This is a genomic window from uncultured Oribacterium sp., assembly GCF_902481605.1.
Classification (GTDB): Bacteria; Bacillota; Clostridia; order Lachnospirales; family Lachnospiraceae; genus Oribacterium; species Oribacterium sinus.
Genome location: NZ_CABSXI010000002.1, coordinates 1 through 17,755, shown reverse-complemented (window position 1 = coordinate 17,755; position 17,755 = coordinate 1). Strand labels below are relative to the sequence as shown.

General features: G+C 38.1%; 17 protein-coding genes and 4 pseudogenes. 19 read left to right on the top strand and 2 right to left on the bottom strand.

What is annotated here, in order from left to right:
• The first annotated feature begins 273 nt into the window (after positions 1-273).
• The 12 genes and pseudogenes from RDQ32_RS00775 (at position 274) to RDQ32_RS00720 (ending at position 9,675) form a co-directional block, all read left to right on the top strand.
• Positions 274-1,248 (top strand): ATP-binding cassette domain-containing protein, encoded by a 975-nt coding sequence (locus RDQ32_RS00775; RefSeq protein ID WP_308578753.1) that lies wholly within the window; start codon positions 274-276, stop codon positions 1,246-1,248.
• Entirely contained in the window at positions 1,245-2,048 is an 804-nt protein-coding gene (locus RDQ32_RS00770) for an ABC transporter permease (protein WP_308578752.1), read from the top strand. The genes RDQ32_RS00775 and RDQ32_RS00770 overlap by 4 nt, the downstream gene beginning before the upstream one ends.
• A 5-nt stretch (positions 2,049-2,053) precedes the next feature.
• Positions 2,054-2,830, top strand: coding sequence for an ABC-2 family transporter protein (locus RDQ32_RS00765; RefSeq protein ID WP_308578751.1), 777 nt, complete (start codon positions 2,054-2,056; stop codon positions 2,828-2,830).
• 25 nt (positions 2,831-2,855) lie between these two features.
• Positions 2,856-3,056 (top strand): annotated as a pseudogene (locus RDQ32_RS11130) (antitoxin); the annotation flags it as partial.
• Positions 2,986-3,300: a hypothetical protein gene (locus tag RDQ32_RS00755; RefSeq protein ID WP_308578750.1), complete on the top strand. Its 315-nt coding sequence runs from the start codon at positions 2,986-2,988 to the stop codon at positions 3,298-3,300. The pseudogene RDQ32_RS11130 and the gene RDQ32_RS00755, both read left to right, overlap by 71 nt.
• A gap of 1 nt (position 3,301) precedes the next feature.
• Positions 3,302-3,705: pseudogene (locus RDQ32_RS00750) on the top strand (ISLre2 family transposase); the annotation flags it as partial.
• Positions 3,706-3,726: 21 nt separating this feature from the next.
• Positions 3,727-3,978: an ABC-2 family transporter protein gene (locus RDQ32_RS00745; protein WP_308578795.1), complete on the top strand. Its 252-nt coding sequence runs from the start codon at positions 3,727-3,729 to the stop codon at positions 3,976-3,978.
• Positions 3,979-4,308: 330 nt separating this feature from the next.
• Complete coding sequence (locus RDQ32_RS00740) at positions 4,309-5,490, top strand: NAD(P)H-hydrate epimerase (protein ID WP_308578749.1); 1,182 nt, start codon at positions 4,309-4,311, stop codon at positions 5,488-5,490.
• Between the two features lie 88 nt (positions 5,491-5,578).
• Positions 5,579-5,722 carry a hypothetical protein gene (locus tag RDQ32_RS00735; protein ID WP_308578748.1) on the top strand — a complete coding sequence of 48 codons (144 nt, stop codon included), beginning with the start codon at positions 5,579-5,581 and terminating at the stop codon, positions 5,720-5,722.
• 395 nt (positions 5,723-6,117) lie between these two features.
• Entirely contained in the window at positions 6,118-7,629 is a 1,512-nt protein-coding gene (locus tag RDQ32_RS00730; RefSeq protein WP_308578747.1) for an ATP-binding cassette domain-containing protein, read from the top strand.
• On the top strand, positions 7,626-8,573 hold the full coding sequence (locus RDQ32_RS00725; RefSeq protein ID WP_308578746.1) for an ABC transporter permease: 948 nt from the start codon (positions 7,626-7,628) through the stop codon (positions 8,571-8,573). The genes RDQ32_RS00730 and RDQ32_RS00725 overlap by 4 nt, the downstream gene beginning before the upstream one ends.
• Before the next feature lie 25 nt (positions 8,574-8,598).
• Complete coding sequence (locus tag RDQ32_RS00720) at positions 8,599-9,675, top strand: sugar ABC transporter substrate-binding protein (RefSeq protein ID WP_308578745.1); 1,077 nt, start codon at positions 8,599-8,601, stop codon at positions 9,673-9,675.
• 126 nt (positions 9,676-9,801) lie between these two features.
• Here the strand turns inward: RDQ32_RS00720 and RDQ32_RS00715 are convergent, their stop codons facing one another.
• Positions 9,802-9,948, bottom strand: coding sequence for a hypothetical protein (locus RDQ32_RS00715; protein ID WP_308578744.1), 147 nt, complete (start codon positions 9,946-9,948; stop codon positions 9,802-9,804).
• The gene (locus tag RDQ32_RS00710) at positions 9,945-10,265 is read right to left on the bottom strand and encodes a type II toxin-antitoxin system Phd/YefM family antitoxin (protein ID WP_308578743.1); all 321 of its coding nucleotides are present in this window, start codon (positions 10,263-10,265) and stop codon (positions 9,945-9,947) included. The genes RDQ32_RS00715 and RDQ32_RS00710 overlap by 4 nt, the downstream gene beginning before the upstream one ends.
• A gap of 549 nt (positions 10,266-10,814) precedes the next feature.
• Between RDQ32_RS00710 and RDQ32_RS00705 the strand changes: the two genes are divergently transcribed.
• The 7 genes and pseudogenes from RDQ32_RS00705 to RDQ32_RS00680 form a co-directional block, all read left to right on the top strand.
• Positions 10,815-11,045, top strand: coding sequence for a type II toxin-antitoxin system VapB family antitoxin (locus RDQ32_RS00705; RefSeq protein ID WP_308578742.1), 231 nt, complete (start codon positions 10,815-10,817; stop codon positions 11,043-11,045).
• A pseudogene (locus RDQ32_RS00700) lies at positions 11,042-11,434 on the top strand (type II toxin-antitoxin system VapC family toxin); the annotation flags it as partial. The gene RDQ32_RS00705 and the pseudogene RDQ32_RS00700, both read left to right, overlap by 4 nt.
• Positions 11,435-11,620: pseudogene (locus RDQ32_RS11175) on the top strand (type IV secretory system conjugative DNA transfer family protein); the annotation flags it as partial.
• A 47-nt stretch (positions 11,621-11,667) separates the two neighbouring features.
• Entirely contained in the window at positions 11,668-12,192 is a 525-nt protein-coding gene (locus RDQ32_RS00695) for a sel1 repeat family protein (protein ID WP_308578740.1), read from the top strand.
• Positions 12,193-12,413: 221 nt separating this feature from the next.
• Positions 12,414-13,754, top strand: coding sequence for an AAA family ATPase (locus RDQ32_RS00690; RefSeq protein ID WP_308578739.1), 1,341 nt, complete (start codon positions 12,414-12,416; stop codon positions 13,752-13,754).
• A 43-nt stretch (positions 13,755-13,797) separates the two neighbouring features.
• Complete coding sequence (locus RDQ32_RS00685) at positions 13,798-15,141, top strand: SWIM zinc finger family protein (protein ID WP_308578738.1); 1,344 nt, start codon at positions 13,798-13,800, stop codon at positions 15,139-15,141.
• A gap of 155 nt (positions 15,142-15,296) precedes the next feature.
• On the top strand, positions 15,297-17,755 hold a 2,459-nt coding region (locus RDQ32_RS00680; protein ID WP_308578737.1), incomplete at its 3' end, for a DUF6493 family protein.

The following is a 17,755-nucleotide window of genomic DNA, read 5'->3' as shown; positions in this document are numbered from 1 at the left end:
GCCAACCTCAATCCCTGAATGTATAAACTTGGCAAAAATATTTAATATAAATTGTTATAGTGTATTAGAAATTATTTTAAAAATCAAGAAATCAAGATGAAGTTTTGGCCCAAAATACACACTAACAATTATAGTGTGTATTTTTACTGTAAAATCAAGAATAGGAATTTATTAATGTAAAACAGTATGATATTGGAATATAATATAAAAATGGATTAATACAACTATGTGATTACTTGTCTATGACAACAAAACAGATAGTAGGAGATTGCCATGATTGAAGTGGAACATATTACGAAAGAGTATAAAGTGGTTAAAAGAGATTCGGGCTTTCATAACGCTGTTAAAGCTTTATTTTCACGAAAATATGATACTGTAAGAGCTCTTAATGACATCAGCTTCAAAATTGATGATGGAGAAATTCTTGCCTATATAGGACCTAATGGTGCCGGCAAAAGTACCACTATAAAGATATTGTGCGGAATTCTGACTCCTGATAAAGGCAATTGTATTGTAGATGGCTATGTTCCATGGAAAGACAGAAAATCATATGTTAAAAACATCGGGGTTGTGTTTGGGCAGAGAAGCCAGTTGTGGTGGGATATTCCAATCATTGATAGTTTTGAATTGATTAAGGATATGTACGATATAGATAGTCGTACATATAAACAGAATGTATCGGAATTGTGCCAGCTACTGGATTTAGAGAAAATAGTTAAAACGCCTGCTAGAAATCTTAGTCTTGGCCAACGAATGAGATGTGAAATTGTAGCGTCATTATTACATGATCCCAAAATTCTTTTTTTGGATGAACCAAGCATTGGTTTGGATGCGATATCTAAGTTGGCGGTAAGGGATTTTATAAAAAGAATCAATGCAGAAAAAGGAACTACAGTTATATTAACAACACATGACATGCAGGACATTGAAGCATTAACACATCGTGTAATGTTAATTGGAAAAGGTCAAATTCTCTTGGATGGAAGCCTTGAGGAACTAAAAAAGAAGGTTTCGGATAAGAAAGAGATAATAATCAAACACCATGGAAAAACTCCTGAGCTATGTGAAGGGATGAATTACTTAGAACAACAAGATGATAAAATAAGAATCACATTAGACCCTAAGATAATTTCTGTTTCTGAAGGAATTGCGTATTTGTCTCGTGAGACTGAAATAATTGATTTGGAAGTATCTGATATATCGGCAGATGAAATGGTGGCAAGACTCTATAAGGAGTATCAGATATGAAGAAGTATCTATCAGTATTTAGAATTCGCCTTATAAATAATATTCAGTATAGGATGGTTACATTTGGCGCTATAGTTTCCAATATAGTATGGGTATTGTTGGAACTGATGATGTATGTGGCACTGTATAATTCTGCGGGGCATGTACTGCCTATGACGTTTTCTCAAATTGTCTCATACGTTTGGGTAAAAAGAATTGTAATGAATATGCTTGCTGTAGTTGCGTATGATGGAGAGATGTATAGTGTTATTAATAATGGCGCTGTAGCATATGAACTGGTAAGGCCTATGGATCTATATGGAAAATGGTATTCTCAGGCCGTAGCCAATAGAGTCACATCTACAATGATAACTTGTATCCCGGTAATAGTGATAGCAATTATACTCCCGGAACCATATAGACTGCAGTTTCCTATGAGCGTTCTACAGGTATTTGCATTTATTGTTTCTGTCATTCTGGCACTGGGACTTGTAGTAGCGTTTGCCATGATAATGTTTATTACATTGTTTTATACAATAGCTCAACGAGGGATAAAAATTATAGTTACCGCAGTAAGTTCATTTCTATCAGGAGGAATGATTCCGATAACTTTTTTTCCTAAAAAGATATTAGCTATAGTGAAATATCTTCCCTTTTCGTCTATGCAGAGTACTCCGTTACTCATATACAGTGGAAATATTACCGGTACAGAGATTTTAAAAGGAATTACTATGCAAATTATATGGATGATTATTCTAATTGCAATTGGAAAGGCTTTGATGAATCATTCCATAAAGCATGTAGTTGTTCAGGGAGGATAAGCGTAATGAAGGTTTATCTCAAGATGATGGTACTGAATTTAGAAAGCCAAATGCAATATAAGATATCCTTTTTCATGACAGTTTTAGGTCAGTTTATAACTGCATTTGCAGGATTATTCAGTATCAACTTTATCTTTGAACATGTGGATAAGATATATGGTTTTAACTATACCGATGTGATTTTGTGTTACGCGATTGTAGTTTTATCTTTCTCAATTGGTGAAGCTATAGGCGGCGGATTAGCTAGATTTGGTACCATACTTGGAAATGGTGAATTTGATAGAGCATTAGTAAGACCGGGTAATGTTGTACTTCAAATACTGGCTCCGAGTGTGGATTTTACACGCATAGGACTATTGATTCAGGCTGTAGGAACGCTTGCATATGCAATCGGTAAATCTGCTATTCAATGGGACTATAAAAAGATAATTACCCTCGCTCTAATGATTGTCTGTGGAAGCATTTTGTTTTTTTCCATGTTTTTGTTTAAGGCGACATTTACTTTCTTCACAGTACAGGATTTAGATTTTTTAAATTTGTTTACATATGGAGCAAAGGAATTCGGTAAATACCCGTTTTCCATTTATGGGAAGACTGTTTTATCAATTCTTACCTACATCATACCGCTGGCGATGTTTCAATATTATCCATTATTGTATATAATTGGCAGAAAATCCGAAGCGTATTATATTGGTTTTCCATTGCTATCGCTTATTTTTTTGATTCCGTGTTGCTTATTCTTTAAATTTGGCGTTAGAAGGTATAAATCGATAGGCTCATGATAGCGATGAGGAAGAATTGAATTTATTGATGGTGGATCAGATAGGGGATATTGTTATTTTGCTTCCAAAACAGAATAACTGGGATTCGTTTATGAAACCAATAGATATGTTTTCGGATGATTTCATGGCAAACGGAAGAGAAAGAGGCAATAAATATGTTTGTATTTTTAGGTATCGATTTCATGATGGTTTTGCTCTATTTGATTATAGGTATTATATTTATTAAATCGAACGGCAGAGCAATTCGATATTTAACTGGACATGATTTTGACGAAAATATATCAAATAAAAGCAAAGAACTATGCATCATTTGTGGTAAGCAAATTATGAAATGGAGCCTATGTTTCATTATAGGGTTTGCGATAGATTTGCTTTGGGTTGGAGCCGGTCTTATATTAGCAGCTATTCTGAATACTATTCTAATAATCAGATTAATGGTATTTAGAGATCATTTTGAAAATGGTAAATAACCTGTCCGTTCAAAAAATTAATAAAGAAGAACTAGTTCCATACCATAAACGTGTCCTTTCCACGCCAAAGAGTCCGGAAGGGATAGTATATAAAAATATGGGAACCATGGAAAACCATATCTGGAGCATTATATCCAGAAGAAAGAAGTATAACCACAATAACTGGAGCATAAAGAGAGGAAATCATTTGGTAAAAATCCTTGACAAGAGATGTTCCAGAAAGCTTTATGAAGTGACGGAGAAATTGCACATACCTGTATTTGAAGCAGAAAAGCTAAAGGAGATATTCTTCAGGTGGGGCAAGTCAAAGAAAAGCTTGGAAAAGGATACCAGTATCCGGTCATAGGTTATATGTTGGGGTTTGGCAGTGAAATAAGAGGAGAACGCAGGAAGTTGCTATCAATTATTTTTATAAAAATTGGAGCGATGCATGAACTGTTTTTAAGTGCGTTGAAATTTCTGGAGTATCCTCAAAATATTTATAAGGGAATGATAAGAATTTTAATGATCTATATTATACCGCTTGCAACAGTTTCAAATGTTCCGGCTGAAAAAATATTAGGAAAAGTAGGAATGATTGATACGATAGAAATTGTTTTATTGTCGATAGTATTTTTTATGTTGACAAGAATGTGCTATAGATTGGCCTTAAAAAGATATAGCAGTGCAAGTTCATAATAATTTGGTAGTAATGTAAATTTCTATAGGAAAAATAAGTATGTTAATGCAATGCCCCTGAACCGCTTCTCCGAAGAATTTCTTCGTAAGGTAAAGAAAAATCTGCTATCCTGAGAGCTGGCAGATTTTTTTGAACGGACAGGTTATTTACCATTTACTTCAAAACTGTCAAAGACAGACTTATTTGTCATGTCAAGAAATGAAAAATAGTTTAGAAAGATTGAAGTAAAATTCTTAAATGAAACTTTTACGAATCCATATGTCGCTATGTGGAGCAATAAAGAAAAAATATGGTGGAGAATAAAAGCCATGTTTTCGGATAGGAGAATAATGATAAGATTTGAGATAATAGATGAGAATACAAAAAATCTGGAAGAAATAAAACAACTTTATTTTGATGCCTTCCCTTTTGAAGAGAGAATACCTTTTTATATCATGGTATTGGTCGGAAATGACAGAGGTGTGGAGTTTTTGTCAATTTATGATGATGACAAATGGCTCGGATTTATACATACATTGGTGGGAGATGAGCTTTCATATATTTTCTATTTTGCTATAGAAAATTCATTAAGGCAGAGCGGATACGGAAGTAAAATATTGCGTGAGTACAAGAAGATGCATCCGAGGCTTTCGCTGGCAATAGAACCGGTTGAAGAAGAAAGCGATAATTTTAAACAGAGAAAGAAAAGACTGGATTTCTACAGAAAGAACGGTTTTGAAACAATTGACACAAGAGTTGTGGAAATGGGTGTAGAGTTTGAACTGATGGGTGCCAGGGGTATGGAAATAAAGGAAAGTGATTACAGAAAACTTGTAAAAAAATTCTTTGATTCATTTGAACAAAAAAAGGTGCTGTCTGTAAAAGAGATGAGAGATGCCGACAGCTATACAATTGCAAATTTTGTAGACAGTAAGGAGTTAATGTACAGGGCAGGTGAGGCAATATTCTATGTAGGTGACTGGAATATAGGTGATAAAGTACTTGTAGTTGCCGGAAGCGGAAATAATGCAGGTGACGGATATGTGGTTGCAGATCTGTTAAATACGGAAGAAATAGAGGTAGAGATTCTTTTGATAAAGGATAAGTTCTCGGAGGACGGACAGTGTTATTTCGATATTTGTAAGCAAAACGGTATAAAGTGTAATGTTTTGGATGAAAGCATGGACTACAGTGCTTTGCTTGAAAAATTTAATTCATATGATTATATTCTGGATTGTATATATGGCACAGGCTTCAGCGGTGAGGTAAAAGAACCGGTATATTCTCTTATAAAGGCTATAAATGATTCAAATGCAAGTGTGGTAAGTGCCGATATAAACTCAGGAATGAATGGTGATACAGGGGAGTCGGATATATGTGTGAACTCGGATATTACAGTAAGTATAGGATTCTTAAAAAAAGGGCTTATTACAAATGAAGCTTCAAAACATATAGGTGAACTTATAAATATGGATATAGGTATAGTAATTGAAAACAGTAATAGTAATTATGTAGTTACACGGTATAAATAGTGTTAAAGAAAAGTGTATCAATTTATTTTATAAACTGATACACTGCGTTAAGACGATATTAACAGCCAATTTTATAAGTGAGGTATGCATGAAGAAAATTGGAACCACAATAGTAATTGCTCTTATGTCAGTTGCGTTACTAACAGCCTGCAAAAGCAAGGCGGATGAGGAAGAAAGATTTGTAAGTTCGGGCAACTATATTGCAAAAATATATTTGGAGGAGATTGATTAAAAGGGCATGCATCGAAAATGCTCTTTTTTGTATGTCAGAATGGCACAGAATGTACGTAGATGTTTAAGTGATGGAATATAGAAAGCTATAGAGGCTTTATTTGAAAGAGTTAATTATTAATATAAATTAATTGGGTAATAATAAATAATTATAACCATGGAGATGTATGTAAAATCACGAATATGATAGTCGGCATTGACTGCCTCATTCCAAGGAATTATAATCCAAAATATAACAATAATATTATCAAAAATAGCCCATACTATATCCAAAATATATGCAATGAAATCTAAATAGATTTTAGTGATATACATTATATTTGGAAGAAATGATGGGAAAAACTTTTCTTGGATGCATGAAAGTAGATGATTAGGAACTAGCTGTGAGGTGAATATATGAGTCATCTTTTAGAAATGCGAAATATCAGTAAAGATTATCCGGGGGTAAAAGTACTGGACGATATTTCCTTTAGCGCAGAAGGTGGTGAAGTTCTTGCGCTTATGGGAGAAAATGGAGCCGGGAAATCTACTCTGATGAAAATTCTGATGGGAATTGCCCAAGCAGATCGTGGAGAAATCTTTCTGGAGGGAAATAAAGAGCAATTTCAAAGTCCCAAGGCTGCTATGGATAAGGGAATTGTCATGATTCATCAGGAACTGAATGTACTCTTGGATATGGAGGTTTCTGAAAACATTTTCCTGGGAAGAGAAATCAAAAAGAAGGGAATGCTCGCCCGCGTTGATATGGATGAACAAAGAAAACAAGCACAGGCATTTTTGGATTCTGTAGGGATAAAAATTGATGCAAAAGACTTGATGCGGAATCTTTCTGTTGCCCAAATGCAATTGATTGAAATTGTAAAAGCGATATCTGTTCATGCCAAAGTAATTATTATGGACGAACCTACTTCGGCAATTACGGAAGCAGAAGCTGCAATTCTTTTCGAACAGATAGAAAAGCTGAAAAAAGCCGGTGTTTTGATTATTTATATATCTCATAAGATGGATGAAATCTTCAAAATTTCAGACAAAATCGCAGTACTTCGTGACGGTCACCTGATTCGTATAGATGAGACTAAAAACTTCACAGAAGAAGATTTAATCCGTGCAATGGTGGGAAGAGAGCTTCAGGATGTTTATCCCAAGAAAAGTAATCATCCCGGCAAGGTGCTATTTGAAGTAGAAAATCTTGCAAGTGGAAAATATGTAAAGGATGTCAGCTTTCAAATAAGAGAAGGAGAGGTTGTGGGATTTGCCGGGTTAGTAGGTTCCGGTCGAAGTGAGACAATGGAAGCACTCTTTGGAGTTTCCCCAAGAGAAAAGGGTAAACTTCGCATTAATGGCACAGAAATTGAAATTCATAATCCCAAAGATGCTATTCGCCATAAGATTGCATTTGCTACGGAAGATCGCAAGCGATCAGGATTGAATTTGATTGGAAGTATAAAAGAAAATGTAACAATGGTGTCTCTGGCGGAAAAAGTAAGTAAACATGGCATTATTCAAGACAAAAAAGAAGGGGAAGTTACTGAGGAATATATCAAGAAGCTACGTATTAAAACACCAAATGGGGATGAGCTTGTAGGAAATTTAAGCGGGGGAAATCAGCAGAAGGTGGTTTTAGCAAAGTGGCTTTTAGGAGAGCCGGAAATTATTATCTTTGATGAACCTACCAGAGGAATAGACGTTGGTGCAAAACATGAAATTTACGAACTAATCAATGCTCTGTCGGAACAAAAGAAAGCGATTATTGTGATTTCTTCAGAAATGCCGGAATTGATGGGAATTTGTGATCGTCTCTATGTAATGTCTGAAGGATATATCACCGGAGAGTTGAACAAAGATGAGTTTAACCAGGAAGCAATCATGAGACTTGCATCTGCAAGAAAAGGAGGAATGACACAATGAATCGTAAAAAAATAAACTTCAAGAATTACGGTATATTTGTTGTTTTTATAGTGCTGGTAATCATTCTGATGATACTTTCTCCTAATGCTTTTGCTAAACCCAGAAATTTAATTAACGTGGTAAAGCAAGCCTCTATTAATGGCGTTTTGGCATGTGGAATGATGTTTGTTATTATTGCCGGAGGCATCGATCTTTCTGCAGGATCTGTTGTTGCATTGTCAGGAGTTGTTGCGGCCTATCTTGCACAGATGCAAGGTATTCCCATATTTGTTCCGATTCTAGGAGCACTGGGGACAGGCGCACTGATAGGGCTGGTTAATGGATTCGGAGCAGCCTATGCGGAATTACCGCCTTTTATTATTACACTGGCAACCATGTCCATTGTGCGAGGTGCGGCGCTGATTCTAAGTGGGGGTTCTCCGGTATTTGGATTACAGGAACAGTTTGAGGGAATTGCAGGGATTTCTATTGCAAATGTGATTCCGATTTTGGTGCTTTACTTTTTACTCATTGCCGTATTTAGTGGATTTATCTTGAATAAAACAGTTTTTGGCCGTCATGTATATGCTATCGGCGGAAACAGTATTACGGCAAAAGTTTCAGGAATCAATGTGAAGAGTATGTTGCTTCGCGTTTATATCATTTGCGGAGTGTTTTCCGGCATTGCGGGTTTACTGATTGCATCAAGAACTATGCAAGGCTCCCCCACGGTTGGCGTAGGCTATGAAATGGATGCTATTGCTGCAGTGGTTATCGGCGGAGTAAGTATGTCCGGTGGTTCGGGAAAATGGTATGGAACCATTATTGGTGCATTACTTTTGGCATTGATTAGTAACGGATTAGATATTTTAGGGGTTTCATCCAACTTCCAACAAATTATTAAAGGAATCATTATTGCGGTCGCTGTATATCTTGATTTAAGAGGTAAAAAGACGAGCGCATAAACAATATATTTCAAAGGAGGAAATTATGAAGAAAAGAATCATTGTAGGCTTATTTCTTGCTGTGTCATTGATGATGACCGCTTGTGGAGGAGCTTCCGACAGCAAAAGCACTACTGTAGCGGAAACAAAGGCAGAAGCTGAGGCAACTACAGCAGCAGGCAAGGAGGCTTCGACAGACAAACAGGAAGTTTCTGATGTTGTAAAGGATGCTAAGGCAGAGCAGTTTAGCGGGGCGAAAAATGAGGAAAAGAAGTCTATGGCACTCTTTATGTCTCATATGACAAATGAGTTTGTAAAGACTTTATCCTCTTCCGTACAAAAAGAAGCGGAAGAGCTTGGCTACACAGGAGATTCCTTCAAAATCTATGATGGAAAGAATGACGTAGCAACACAGGTGAGCCAGATTGAACAGGCAGTGACACTTGGCGTAGACGGAATCATCATTGAGCCGGTATCTACAGACGGCATCGTGAAAGCGGTAAAGGATGCGGAGAAAGTCGGTGTAAAAGTTGTTATATTAAACCAGAGAATTAGTGATCAGAATGCTGCAGATACATTTGTTGGAGCAGATAATGAATCTACAGGTGCTGCATTAATGAAGAAGGTTATGGAAGATCTTGACGGAAAGGGAAATATTGTTGAGCTTCTCGGACCAATGGGATCAGACGGACAGGTTGGACGTTCTAAAGGCTTTGATTCTGTTCTTGCAGAGTATCCGGATGTAAAGGTTATTGCATCAGACAGTGCTGACTGGGATACCGCTAAGGCATTAACCCTTACTGAGAACTGGCTTACATCCTCCGACATTCAGGCTGTTGTAGCTCAGAATGACGGTATGGCAGTTGGTGCAGCGCAGGCAATTAAGGAGGCAGGACTTACAGATAAGATTAAAGTTTATGGTGTAGATGCTACCTCTGATGGATTGAATGCCATTGTTAACGGTGGTATGACAGGAACAGTTTCCCAGGGAACTGAGGATCAGGGTAAGATTTCTGCAGACCTTTGCTCTAATTTGATTTACGGACAGTCTGTTCCTAAGGAAGTTATTGCAACGAATGTAGTGTATACCAAGGAAAACGTTAATGAAATTTTGAAGAAATAAAAATGCTAAGGATAAGTTAAATAGCACATTTGTAAGAGTTTTTGAATGTTGTGAATCAAAATACTTTCACATGAAGAAGGACTGCAATTTTTTGCAGTCCTTCTTTTATTCATAACAATATGTATGTTACAGTTCGTGCTTCGTTCTCCGTTTGGTAGCCTCTAAATATACCTGCTCGTCTGCTTGTGCGGAGATAACGATAATCTGAGCACTTCGATCCAGCTTTTTCAGATCCTTTTTGGCCTCTTCCAAATATTCAATCTGCCAGATCATTCCATCACCATATCCCCTGCGGCAGCAAGCTCTGACTCACTGATATTAAGTTCAGACATCACTTCTTCTCGGGAAGACGTGGAAGAAGAATCTTCTTTAAGGCGTCTTGTTGCCTCAAGGAGCAAAGTATAGTCTTCTTCGATTTCACTTAGACGTTGAAATTCAGATGGAGACAGGATAATAGCCGCCGGCTGGTTGTTTTTTAATACGATGAGCTGGTTTTCGGTATGAAGACGATCAAAAATTCTGGAAGCCTGACCGCGGTTAAACTGTGTAATAGGAACAAGACTGTCGAGAATATCTGCTGTATATGCCATAGTAATTACCTCCGTTTGTCTCTAATATAGGCATGTTAAAGATGAGAATCAAGTTATACATTATTAAATGACGACAAAAAGTAATTACAATAAATCGATGTTATGTGCATTGTCGGAAGCGAGGCGGTAGATTTTTCTTTAAATCATTATTCGGGTATCAGACTTGGAATTCTATTTTCAAAAAAACAATATCAAACAGGAAGACTGTATTTACACCATTTCATACTTCTGTTTGTTTTAGTTAGAGAGATTTATGAAAGATTCTCATGCAACAGAATTGTGTGGCTAACTGTTTTGGTATTCTTCTGGATGAAAAAAATGCAGATTGGAACAAAAAAATCATCTAAAGTTCTTGTTTCTAGAGCAGCACTTAGCCGAAGAGATTGTGCAGGGAAAGATTATAGGGGTACCATTGTACGATTTACTTAAAAAGAAAAGAGGTATAAGAAAGAACACAAAAATAGGATATGTAGAAAGGTTTTTCTTGACTTGGTATATATCTTGGTATATATTTTTGTATATATTACAAGAAAAAGGAAGGTGATCGATATGATGACTGCAAAGGTTTTTAAAAATGGAAGAAGTCAGGCAATCAGACTTCCTAAAGAGTGCCGGTTTTCATCAGATGAGGTAGTGGTAAATAAGATAGGTGATATTGTTATTCTGCTTCCTAAACAAAACAAGTGGGATTCATTTATGAAAGCAATAGATATGTTCTCAGATGATTTCATGGCGGACGGAAGAACAACAGATATAGTACAGAAGCGTGACGAGCTATGAGGTATATGCTTGACACCAACATTTGCATTTATGTAATAAAGCATAAGCCGGAAAAGGTATTTCGAAAAATACAGACTATTCATCCTGAGGATGTGTGTATATCATCGGTCACATATGCCGAGTTGGTGCATGGTGTAGAAAAGAGTGTAGCTGTGGAGAAGAACAGATTGGCACTCTCCATGTTTCTAGCGAATATGGAGATTCTGGGTTTTGACGTGGAGGCGGCTGATTGTTATGGGAAGATTAGAGCAGATTTGGAGAAGAAAGGAACAGCTATAGGTCCTCTCGATATGATGATTGCAGGTCATGCGCAGTCTCTTGGATATACAGTTGTAACGAATAACGTGAAAGAATTTTCCGGAGTGAGTGTTCTGAGAATTGAGAATTGGGCAGAATAAATCTTTTAGCTTAGAGGAGTCAGACCTTTTTTCTCCGATAAATATGATGTAACAAAGCATAAGAACTATAGACTATTGAAGGACTATGATAAGGAAAATAGTTTTGACGTGGAGAGTTATATTAAACGAAAGGGGAAAGCAAAATTAGGTGGAGATACAGTGATTATTCGCCTATAATAATTGGAAATAAATATAATAAATAGTCAATAGCAAGGAGATGCATTATGGAAAATATTTTTAAAATGGATGGGGAAGAAGAGTATCGTAAAGGATTGGAACAGTTAACCTCGAATGAGCAGTATAATTTAAGAAAGGCACTATGCTATTTTTGTGAAGCCGCAGAAAAACAGCATGTGGAAGCAATGTTTCAAGCAGGTTATTTGTATTTATTTGGTGAACCTCAAATTACTCGAAATGTTCTAAAAGCAACTGAATACATAAAAATGTCAGCAGATGCAGGCATATCTATTGCAAAAGACTATATGGCTATATGTTACTTATTTGGAATCGTGGTAGAAAAGAAAGAAGAATTTGCGATTCAATTACTTGAAGAAAACTTTAATTTAGGTGACACTCTAGCTTCTTATATTCTAAGTGACATTTATCAAAATGGTTGTGGAACTATTGATCAAGACGAGAAAAAATCAATAATGTATAATTCCATTGCAAGGCAAAACAACATACCAAGGGCAGAGGAACAGTTCAGAAACATTTTACTACATAATATAAATCCTACTCTGAAAAAATAATATTTATATCTTCACAAGGCGATAAAAATACCCTATCGCCTTTTTTATTACCTAAAAAGGAGGAAAAATAGAAGCCCTACATAAAAAACGAAATACTAATATGGATATTAAATGGGGATTCGCGTAGAAAACACACTTTTTTGAATGGGGATTTGCGCTGAATTTAGCTTTCTTTAAGTGGGGATTTGCGTTATACTTTCTTTGGAAAGGTGGACTTCAGTATGAAAAAATCTTTATTTGCAAGAAAGATATATAGAGAAATTCTTGAATGGAAAGAGAATCGCAGCGATAAATATGCGTTGCTGGTTAAGGGAGCACGAAGAGTCGGTAAATCTACAATAGTAGAAGAATTTGCGAAAAAAGAGTTCAAATCCTATATCATGATAGATTTTGCTCATGTAAGTAAGGACATAAAAGATTTATTTGAGGATACTTATGATTTGGATTTTTTCTTTTTACAGTTGCAGCAATTAAGCGGCACCAAATTGTATGAGAAAGAGTCAGTCATCATTTTTGATGAAGTCCAGTTGCTCCCTAAAGCAAGACAGGCCATCAAGTATCTCGTTGCAGATGGGAGATATAAATTTATTGAGACAGGTTCTTTACTCTCGATTAAGAAGAATACAAAAGATATTTTGATTCCGAGTGAAGAACATAAAATCTCTATGTATCCGATGGATTTTGAAGAATTTTTATGGGCAATCGGAGATGAGGTTTCCATCGAAACAATCAGGACACTTTTGGAAAAAAAGAGACCTGCGGGGAATGCAATTCATAGAAATCTTATGAGAATTTTCAGATTATATATGCTGATTGGGGGAATGCCTCAGGCTGTAGAAACATATCTGGAAAAGAATAATTTGCAAGCAGTAGATGAGATTAAAAGGGAAATAGTGGATCTTTATGAAGAAGATTTTACAAAGATTGATGCTTCAGGTCTGGCCGGAGATATATATGATGCTATTCCTGCAAATCTAAGCAGTAATGCATCGCGATATATATTATCAAATGCGAGAGAAGGAACACGGTCGGAGCGAGTCCGTGAGCTTTTGCCGGATATTTTAAGTTCTTACACGGTTAATATAGCATATCATGCAAATAATCCCGCGGTCGGCATGGCATTGGAAAAGGATGTGGGAAAATACAAGTTATTCACTTCCGATGTTGGATTGTTTGTGACACTTGCATTCAGAGATAAGAATTATGTTGAGAATATCATTTACAATAAGTTGCTTTCCGATAAGCTGGAAGCCAATTTAGGGTATGTATATGAGAATGCTGTTGCGCAGATGCTTATTGCCAAGGGAAACAATCTGTTCTATTACACAATGGGTAATAATTCGTCCAATCATTTATATGAAATCGACTTTCTAATTTCGGCAGGAAACAAGATATGTCCTATAGAGGTGAAGTCGGGAAATTACCGATGTCACAAATCATTGGATCAATTTTGTGAAAAGTTTGGAAGCCGTATAGGGAATAAATATCTTGTGCATACTAAGGATTATAAGTGGGAGAACGGAATCAACTATATTCCGGTATATATGCTTCCATTTTTATAAGATGTACATAGGAAAGCCCCCTTTGGCATGATAGGAGCATCGTATGAGAGAATTTAAAAGCATATCCGGCCTGTATGACGGCAATTTAGCCTTATCCATAGCACCGGCCCTCACCCCCAAAGGGATAGAGGAAAATCCCCTGTTTTTTCATGGAGAAATCGTGAATTCTGCGATTATCGCGGGAGGACTTTTGGTCCTTGCGGATATTGTAAGTACCAGATATTTTCAGTATGTGCCTGCAGCACAGAAGGATCCTGTACTTTCTGCCCAGGGGGATAGGCTTAGAGCGGAATGCTTTTCGGCTTGTAACGGTGTTTATGCAAGGCTGGATATATTCCAAAGTGCTTTGGATGGAGAAATCCTTTACGGTACTACCAATGTGGATATAGGCGTCAAACTAAGACAAGCCCTTTGTAAAATAAAGCAGGAAGATAAATTAAAGTTTCTTATCGGTGATGAGGGCTGGAAGAGCTTACACAGTAAGAAGCTTTCGGATGGAACCTTGCTTACAGATATCCTGATAGAGCGCCCCGTGCAAATGCCGGATCGCTGGATTCGAGCTTTGGGAAATTGCGCCGTGCTTCATCAAAAAATGAAATACAAATTCCATCTGGAAGGAATGCCGGCAAAGGCCTTTATTGCAGGGCTTCCTCCTGTTACCGGTAAGGAACAATCCGGATGGCTATGCCCCACAAAAACCGGTGCAATCTTAAAGCTTAGGGAAGAAAAAGACAGCGTATATATTAGCGGTCTTCATCGGCTTAGCGGGCTGAAGCGTCTCATGAGTCATGCGAACAGGATTAACTTTTATGCTCCGGAAGGGGCTGCTCACGGGCAAATGATGATAGAAGTTTGTATGAGGGGTGCGAGCATTACCCTGAGCCTTACAGCTAAGAGCTATGAAGGTTATTCCGGAGAAGGGGCTTTGCTGGAAGCACTTTCAGACTTAGAGACTTTGGAATGTGCCGACAGAATTGATAATGAACTGAATTTTGAGCCAAGAATTGAACTTGAAAAAATCTCTGCATCCTTAGGCGTGGATAAGAATAATATTCATGATGCTATGGAACTTCTGGCTGTTTCCGGAAAACTGGGCTTTGATGTCCATGAAAATGCATTTTTCCATAGAGAGCTTCCTGACGACCCGGATAGAGTATTAAATGACAATCCGAGACTTGTGGCGGCAAAAAAGCTCATGGAGGACACCGTCTTTGTGGAGGATTCCCTTTGGTATGTGAAGTCGGGGGAGACAAACTACAGAGTGATTTACCCGGAAGGATCCGGAGTGGAAAATGCAAAATGCACGTGTACGTGGTATTTAAAGCATCGAAACAGTAGGGGGCCTTGCAAGCACATTTTGGCAGTGAAACTAAGAAAGGGAGTATAGGTATAAGCCGGCAAGCAGATAGCCTAAGGAATCTAATTCAGCAAGTAATATAATCTAAGGGCTGTAATTCAGCGAGCAATATAATCTAAGGACTGTAAGTCGATAGGGCGACAAAGGGATATCATTCGGCTGAAAAGCAGATAAAGGAGTTTACTATGGCAAGCAAACTGGAAAGCACTGTTGCAATCTACCGTTCTTTAGGCTATGAGGAAACGGCTTATGAAAATATTTTAAGCCTCGGGATAGGAACGAAGGAAGAGCAAGAGATTGCAAGGGATGGACTAAAATCCGGAGAATGGGTGCAAATCAAACAATTATCCGAGAACAGCTACGGCTTTGCTCCGGTTGTGGATGTAGACCTTAAGAAGCTTGGTGTTTTTGCTATACGGGTAGGTGTGGAGGCCAAAAGAGCGGCAAATATTTTAAGTCGAGGGGATGAGATTGTTCTACAGGCCATTATGGCAAGGGGAGCAAACTATGCCCAAAATTTTGTTTTGGCAGCCTGTACATCCAACAGAAGGGCATGGGAGCATTCCCTGTCCGTTCTTGGTATGCTGGCCCTTAAGCTGGTACATAAGATGAATCTTCCCCTTCCGGAATCTGTGGAGTATATGAAGGATTGGTCGGCTGCTTCTGCCATTCTTTTGGGGAGGGAAAAAAAGGACTATAATTTTGATGAGAGTTTTGTACTGGAAAAAGAGGAGGTTCTCAGAAGATTTTTAGAGCATATAGAGCTGGGTATTTCTCTGGGGATTGCTGCAACAGGACCTTTTTCCAAAGTACTCCTTTGGGGAGCGGAGAATCAGCTCTTTAGTACAGAGGCGGCAAAAAACTATGTCTTTGAAGCTTTACAGATTGCGAAAAGGCCGGGAGACAGGAAGGCATGGCTGGAGATTTTGGATAAAATCGGCTGGACAGAGGAGGAGATAGTATCCGATGCGGAAAATCTTATTCCTCTCTTGGGGCTAGGGGAAAGCCCCGTGCTGGAGAGATTTGCCCCTATTCTGATTGAGAAGGTTTCCGAAGAACTTTTGTCTCCGGTATTGATTTCCTGTACCTCGGCAAAGGGAAACAAAGTGAAAAAACTCATCTTAAATTCTGTTTTAAAAAGAGAAAAGCCAAATGCAGAAGAAGACTATGCAGAGTGGCTTTCCCTTTATTTGCAGGATGAGGATAAGAGTATCGTAAATCTTGCCGGCAAGGTGGGAAAGTCTTGGGGCATATCGCCGGAAAAAGAAGAGTGCAAGAAAGAGCTACGGGGCTTATGGAGAAAAACACCCACTTTGTGGGAAGTGCCGAGATTTTCTCTGGGTAATGTCTCTTTGGAAAGTTTAACGGACTTGGCAGCAGTACTTTCAGAAAGAAAGGAATGTGTTGAGGATATTGTTTTCGAAAGATTTATTGCCATGGCAAACCAGATAGCCTACCAAAATCCTGAAGAAGCAAGAATGAGTCTTGTGGGGATTCCTAACAATGATGCCGGAGGTTTATGGTCCTTAAAAAGCTGGGCAAAGAAGATCGAAAAAAATATGCTGCAGGATAGAAAAGAGTCGGTATGGATAGAGGGCAAAGAAATGATAAAAACTCGCTACTATACACTATTGTATATGCGACGAGAATTCCTGTTTCATACCATGGGACAATGGCCCTGTTTGCTCAGTACCCCAAGTTATGAGGATTTAAGCATCTGTCCGGAGGATTTAGTGGAGCGTTTATCCTTATACCGGGCAGAGAATATTCTGTATGTTTCGGAGCCTGACTTACAGCTGGCGTTGACAAGACTGAATCTTGAAAATCTGACCGAGGAAGAACTTCAAAAGTATAGGGGAACATTGCAAAATATTGACTTAAAAATTCTTCTTCCCTCAGGAGAACTCTTAAAGGATGAGGAGGAAAGAGAAGTTTTGCTGGGAGCTGTACTTTCCGGATATTTACAGGATTCTTATGTGGAACCGGAATTCATCCCGGGAGAAACGCCTTATTGGAGGATAGAATTGAAACAGCCGGAAAGCCTTCGCCTCTTACCTGATAGATTTTCCGACGGTTATGCAAAGCTGTTTTCTATCTTCCCAAATTGGGGAGATTTTGCTCTTACGGCAGTTCATAGAGACTCTGAAGTCTATCATGGACAGGGCCTTATCTTAAGACAGGTTGCAAGAAGGAGAAAGCCTCTTAGCATGGGCGCGCTGATGAACTGGATTGCAGTCTTTGGGAATCTTAGTGATGAAAATGCGGGGGACGCACTAAAAGCAAATCAAGAAGCCTGGGAGAGAGGACTTCTTCTACCAAGTTTCGCAGACATAACGTATCTAGACTGGCGGGGAAAAGACTTGTCCAATCTTGCAAATCTGGCCTCTTCCATGGAATATATGGCCAATGAAGGAATGCTCAGCCTGCTTTGGAAGCCGGCTTGCGACTGCGTAGAACTCTCTCTAAAGGCACCCAGAATGCTGGCAGGAACGGCAGAGATTGTAAAGTTTTTAAGAGATTATTTGGACGAGGTGATTTTTGCAGTAGAAAATCATCTGGCTCCTGCAGAGCTTTTGGATATGCCGGTCATTAAAACTCTTGCGCAGAAATCCGGCTCATCCAGGGCGGTGTCTTATGCCAAGGA

What these genes read in the sequence shown, in the direction of transcription:
- RDQ32_RS00775 (WP_308578753.1), top strand. Translation starts at nt 274, where the DNA reads ATGATTGAAGTGGAACATATTACGAAAGAGTATAAAGTGGTTAAAAGA.
- RDQ32_RS00740 (WP_308578749.1), top strand. Translation starts at nt 4,309, where the DNA reads ATGATAAGATTTGAGATAATAGATGAGAATACAAAAAATCTGGAAGAA.
- RDQ32_RS00685 (WP_308578738.1), top strand. Translation starts at nt 13,798, where the DNA reads ATGAGAGAATTTAAAAGCATATCCGGCCTGTATGACGGCAATTTAGCC.
- RDQ32_RS00705 (WP_308578742.1), top strand. Translation starts at nt 10,815, where the DNA reads ATGATGACTGCAAAGGTTTTTAAAAATGGAAGAAGTCAGGCAATCAGA.
- RDQ32_RS00695 (WP_308578740.1), top strand. Translation starts at nt 11,668, where the DNA reads ATGGAAAATATTTTTAAAATGGATGGGGAAGAAGAGTATCGTAAAGGA.
- RDQ32_RS00770 (WP_308578752.1), top strand. Translation starts at nt 1,245, where the DNA reads ATGAAGAAGTATCTATCAGTATTTAGAATTCGCCTTATAAATAATATT.
- RDQ32_RS00755 (WP_308578750.1), top strand. Translation starts at nt 2,986, where the DNA reads ATGTTTGTATTTTTAGGTATCGATTTCATGATGGTTTTGCTCTATTTG.
- RDQ32_RS00720 (WP_308578745.1), top strand. Translation starts at nt 8,599, where the DNA reads ATGAAGAAAAGAATCATTGTAGGCTTATTTCTTGCTGTGTCATTGATG.
- RDQ32_RS00690 (WP_308578739.1), top strand. Translation starts at nt 12,414, where the DNA reads ATGAAAAAATCTTTATTTGCAAGAAAGATATATAGAGAAATTCTTGAA.
- RDQ32_RS00715 (WP_308578744.1), bottom strand. Translation starts at nt 9,948, where the DNA reads ATGATCTGGCAGATTGAATATTTGGAAGAGGCCAAAAAGGATCTGAAA.
- RDQ32_RS00765 (WP_308578751.1), top strand. Translation starts at nt 2,054, where the DNA reads ATGAAGGTTTATCTCAAGATGATGGTACTGAATTTAGAAAGCCAAATG.
- RDQ32_RS00730 (WP_308578747.1), top strand. Translation starts at nt 6,118, where the DNA reads ATGAGTCATCTTTTAGAAATGCGAAATATCAGTAAAGATTATCCGGGG.
- RDQ32_RS00710 (WP_308578743.1), bottom strand. Translation starts at nt 10,265, where the DNA reads ATGGCATATACAGCAGATATTCTCGACAGTCTTGTTCCTATTACACAG.
- RDQ32_RS00725 (WP_308578746.1), top strand. Translation starts at nt 7,626, where the DNA reads ATGAATCGTAAAAAAATAAACTTCAAGAATTACGGTATATTTGTTGTT.
- RDQ32_RS00745 (WP_308578795.1), top strand. Translation starts at nt 3,727, where the DNA reads ATGCATGAACTGTTTTTAAGTGCGTTGAAATTTCTGGAGTATCCTCAA.
- RDQ32_RS00735 (WP_308578748.1), top strand. Translation starts at nt 5,579, where the DNA reads ATGAAGAAAATTGGAACCACAATAGTAATTGCTCTTATGTCAGTTGCG.